The following is a 3,706-nucleotide window of genomic DNA, read 5'->3' as shown; positions in this document are numbered from 1 at the left end:
GTGTGGAGCGTCTCCCAGTAGCGGAGCGCCTGGTCCCATGCCTCGCCCTTGGGCGCCATGGGGCGGCCCTTCAGATAGGCATAGGCCTTCTCGTCGGGCGCGATCATGCCGGCGCGGGCGCCGCCCTCGATGGTCATGTTGCAGACCGTCATGCGGCCTTCCATGGACAGATCGCGGATTGCCTCGCCAGCAAACTCGATGACGGAGCCGGTGCCGCCCGCCGTGCCGATCTCGCCAATGACGGCGAGGATGATGTCCTTGGCGGTCGAATGCTTCGGCAGCTTGCCATTGACCTGGACAAGCATGTTCTTGGCCTTCTTCTGGATCAGCGTCTGGGTGGCGAGCACATGCTCCACCTCGGACGTGCCGATGCCATGGGCCAGTGCCCCGAAAGCGCCGTGGGTGGAGGTATGGCTGTCGCCGCAGACGATGGTGGTGCCGGGCAGCGTGAAGCCCTGCTCAGGCCCCACCACGTGGACGATGCCCTGGCGCTTGTCGAGCTCGTTGAAATACTTCACGCCGAATTCGGCGGCGTTCTTGGCCAGCGTCTCCACCTGGATGCGGCTTTCGTCCTCGGCGATGCCCTTGGAACGGTCGGTCGTCGGCACGTTGTGGTCGACCACGGCCAGCGTCTTCTCCGGATGGCGCACCTTGCGGCCGGTCATGCGCAGGCCCTCGAAGGCCTGCGGGCTCGTCACTTCGTGGACGAGGTGGCGGTCGATATAGAGCAGGCAGGTGCCATCCTCGGCCTCATGGGCCAAATGGTCGTCCCAGATCTTGTCATAGAGCGTGCGCGGCTTGGCCATCGGTCTTGGTCTTTCGGAACACATGGATTTTGGGGCGTATTTAGCGACTTCGAGCCTCAAGTCAAACCCCGCCCGGGCGGGGCATCCGCCGCATCAGCCCGGGGTGATCCGGAAGTCCGCTCCCTCGGGAAGGGTCTGGCCGCCGTCCACGACGATGGTCGTGCCTGTGATATAGGAGGCCTCCTCCGAGGCCAGGAACAGCGCGCAGTTGGCGATGTCGCGGGGTGTTCCCAGGCGGCCGAGCGGTATGGCTTCCTCCATCGACCTGATGAAGGCCTCCGAGCGGTGCATCTTCATGCCGTCGGTGAGGATGTTGCCGGGCTCAATACCGTTCACCGTGATGCCATAGCCCGAAAACTCCAGTGCCGCCGCCTTGATGAAGCCGTTGATGCCCGCCTTGCTGGCCGAATAGTGGCCATGGCCCGGGCTCGTCACCCGGGGGCCGGTGATCGAAGAAGTGAAGACCATCCGGCCGGAGCGCTGCGCCTTCATGTGGGGGAGTGCTGCGCGGGCGGCGAGGAACGTGCCCTTCAGGTTCACCGCCAGCACCTTGTCCCACTCTTCAGGCGAGATGTTCTCGATCAACGTCCAGGGATAGATGCCGGCATTCTGGACGAGGATGTGAAGGCCGCCGAAGCCTTCCAGCGCCGTTTCCACCGCGCGCTCAGCATGTGCCATGCGGGAGATGTCGGTTTCGACGAACAGGCCCTCGAGGCGGGCCGCGGTTTCCTGGCCTGCTGCCACCTCGGTGTCGGCGATCACCACCCGCGCGCCTTCCTCATGGAAGCGCCGGGCGATGCCCTCGCCGATGCCGCGTGCGGCCCCGATCACCAGCGCCACCTTGCCGTCGAGCCGCCCTGTCATGCGACACCCTCCATCCAATCCGAATTGCGTGGCTTATCGTAATTCCTGCCATGACTGCCAAGACTCAATCGCCGCTCACGGTTTACTATGACGGGGCCTGCCCTGTCTGCCGCCGTGAGATCGGCTTCTACCGCAACCGCACCGGGGATGATGTCAGCTATTGCGATGTCGCAGCGGAAGCCTGCCCGGCGCCCGACCTGAAGCAGGAAGATGCCCTCAGGCGCTTTCATGTGCGGCTGGCCGACGGGGCGCTCGTGTCGGGTGCCGCCGCCTTCCTGGCATTGTGGCGGCAAACGCCGGGCTTTGGCCTGGCAGGGCGGCTGCTCTCGGTGCGCCCCGTGGTCGCCGTGCTGGACCTCGCCTATGATGGGTTCCTGAAGCTCCGGCGCTTATGGCGCTGACAGCCAGTCCGCAATGTTTGGGAACTCCGGCCTGAAATAGGCCATCATCCGCCCGGCAGCGGGCCCCTCCGCATCCGCGGCCCAGGGCGCTACGCCATGCAGCATGTGCCGGTGCAGCAGCAGCGCTTCCCCCGGCGAGGAGGGCAGCTCGATCCGCCGGCAGGCGGCGAAGGCTGTGCGCCGCGCCTCCTGGTAGGCGGCGGTGATGTCGATCATGGGCCAGTCGTCTGGCGCATGGCCCGCAAAGGCGCGTGCGAACGCCTGGCGCATGAGCAGGTGCGAGCCTTCCCAGACACAGAGTGGGGCCGCATGGGGCGATTGCTCCGTCAACGCCAGCCCCAGCACATAGGCATGCGGTTCCCTCAGATGGCGCCGCTTCTCGGGTCCTTCCGGCAGAAGTCCGTCGACATGGGCCGCATCGCGCCTGAGCCGGAAATCGAAGGCGGCCGGGCTCTCCTCCGGCGATGGCCTCGGGTAGCCGGGATAGCAGACCGAAACCTGCCCCCGGTGCAGCGGCAGGGCGAGGCCGAGACCGCCCTTCACAAAGTCTGCGGCAGCCCCGCCAAGTGCCGGGCCATTGCCGACACGGCCCTCCGGGTCATTGGGCAGGGCGTCCACACCGACGAACCAGGTGCCCCCGCAGCGCAGCCAGTGCGCCTGGGCGGGGTCACGCGCTGCCGCCTCCGCCGCCGGGCGCGCCGATGCCACCCACCGGACCACGGCCTCCTCGGCCGGAAATCTCAGGAAACCCTGCTCTCGGAATGCGCCAAGCTGCGTCATGCCTTCTCACTACAGCAACACCCGCCGGGTGGGAATCACGTCCGGCAGGGGATCTGACAGGAGAAATTCAACTGAAAGTGGTGGAAACGCGATCAGGTTTGATCGGGATCAAGGGGGAAGATCGCCATCAACTCCCCATATTTTGAACAAAGGGCGCTGCCAAACGGGCGCCTGACCAAGCAACAGCAGGTGGGGCTCAGCGCCTTCCGCCAGCCCAGACCGGGGGTTTTTCATCCATGGCTCTTCACAGCATTTCCGCAGCCGTCCTGATCGGGGCCGCCGCCCTCACGCTTTCCTCCGGCGCCGACGCCGGCTCGCTCGGCAAGGGCGAGGTCACCAAGCTCTTTCCCGGCCAGTTCGAGGCCCAGGTGAAGGGCTACCGCGTGTCCTTTGCCGGCACCCGGGGCGGCACGCTCTCGGGCCGCGCCTACGGCCAGCAGGACAAGGGCCGCTGGTACATGCAGGGCACCGCGCTCTGCGTCGTGTGGACCAAATGGACCAAGGGCAAGGCCCATTGCGGCGAGATCCAGCGCCAGGGTGGCTGGTACGTGGCGATGAACGGCAACGGCGAGGTCCTGAAATTCCGCCGGACCGACCTGGCGCAAAACTGAGACGTCTGCAACCAGGGCCTGCCGGCCGTTAACTTAACCTTTTGTTTAGGATTGCCACCAGCCCGGCGTCACTGCATCCTCTTCACCAGTTGTTAAGCATAACGGGTGGGGCGTCAAATGGGGATTGTCGGAAAGGTGCTCGTGGCAGGTCTGCTCTGCCTGGTCGCGCTCGCTCAGCCCGCGCTCGCCTTGAACAAGCCCGGCGCTTCGGCGCGGGAATATGGCGAGACCCTGCCGCCCATCG

The 3,706-nt window shown here is 65.9% G+C and carries 5 protein-coding genes; 2 read left to right on the top strand and 3 right to left on the bottom strand.

What is annotated here, in order from left to right; translation table 11 throughout:
* Both ACILRA_RS21080 and ACILRA_RS21075 read right to left on the bottom strand, forming a co-directional pair.
* Positions 1-806 (bottom strand): aconitase family protein (locus tag ACILRA_RS21080; RefSeq protein ID WP_395664012.1); only part of this gene is annotated, 806 nt, incomplete at its 3' end.
* A 93-nt stretch (positions 807-899) separates the two neighbouring features.
* Positions 900-1,670 (bottom strand): SDR family NAD(P)-dependent oxidoreductase, encoded by a 771-nt coding sequence (locus ACILRA_RS21075; RefSeq protein WP_395664011.1) that lies wholly within the window; start codon positions 1,668-1,670, stop codon positions 900-902.
* A 50-nt stretch (positions 1,671-1,720) separates the two neighbouring features.
* On the opposite strand from ACILRA_RS21075, the gene ACILRA_RS21070 reads away from it, so the two are divergent.
* Positions 1,721-2,071 (top strand): thiol-disulfide oxidoreductase DCC family protein, encoded by a 351-nt coding sequence (locus tag ACILRA_RS21070; RefSeq protein ID WP_395664010.1) that lies wholly within the window; start codon positions 1,721-1,723, stop codon positions 2,069-2,071.
* Here ACILRA_RS21070 and ACILRA_RS21065 read toward each other — a convergent pair.
* Positions 2,060-2,851, bottom strand: coding sequence for a hypothetical protein (locus ACILRA_RS21065; RefSeq protein ID WP_395664009.1), 792 nt, complete (start codon positions 2,849-2,851; stop codon positions 2,060-2,062). The genes ACILRA_RS21070 and ACILRA_RS21065 overlap by 12 nt on opposite strands.
* A 236-nt stretch (positions 2,852-3,087) precedes the next feature.
* On the opposite strand from ACILRA_RS21065, the gene ACILRA_RS21060 reads away from it, so the two are divergent.
* Entirely contained in the window at positions 3,088-3,462 is a 375-nt protein-coding gene (locus ACILRA_RS21060; protein WP_395664008.1) for a hypothetical protein, read from the top strand.
* The last annotated feature ends 244 nt before the right edge of the window (positions 3,463-3,706 follow it).

The organism is Aestuariivirga sp. (assembly GCF_044239095.1).
Taxonomy (GTDB): domain Bacteria; phylum Pseudomonadota; class Alphaproteobacteria; order Rhizobiales; family Aestuariivirgaceae; genus Aestuariivirga.
The sequence above is the reverse complement of the archived record's forward strand: the minus strand, read 5'-3'. Positions and strand labels throughout refer to the sequence as shown.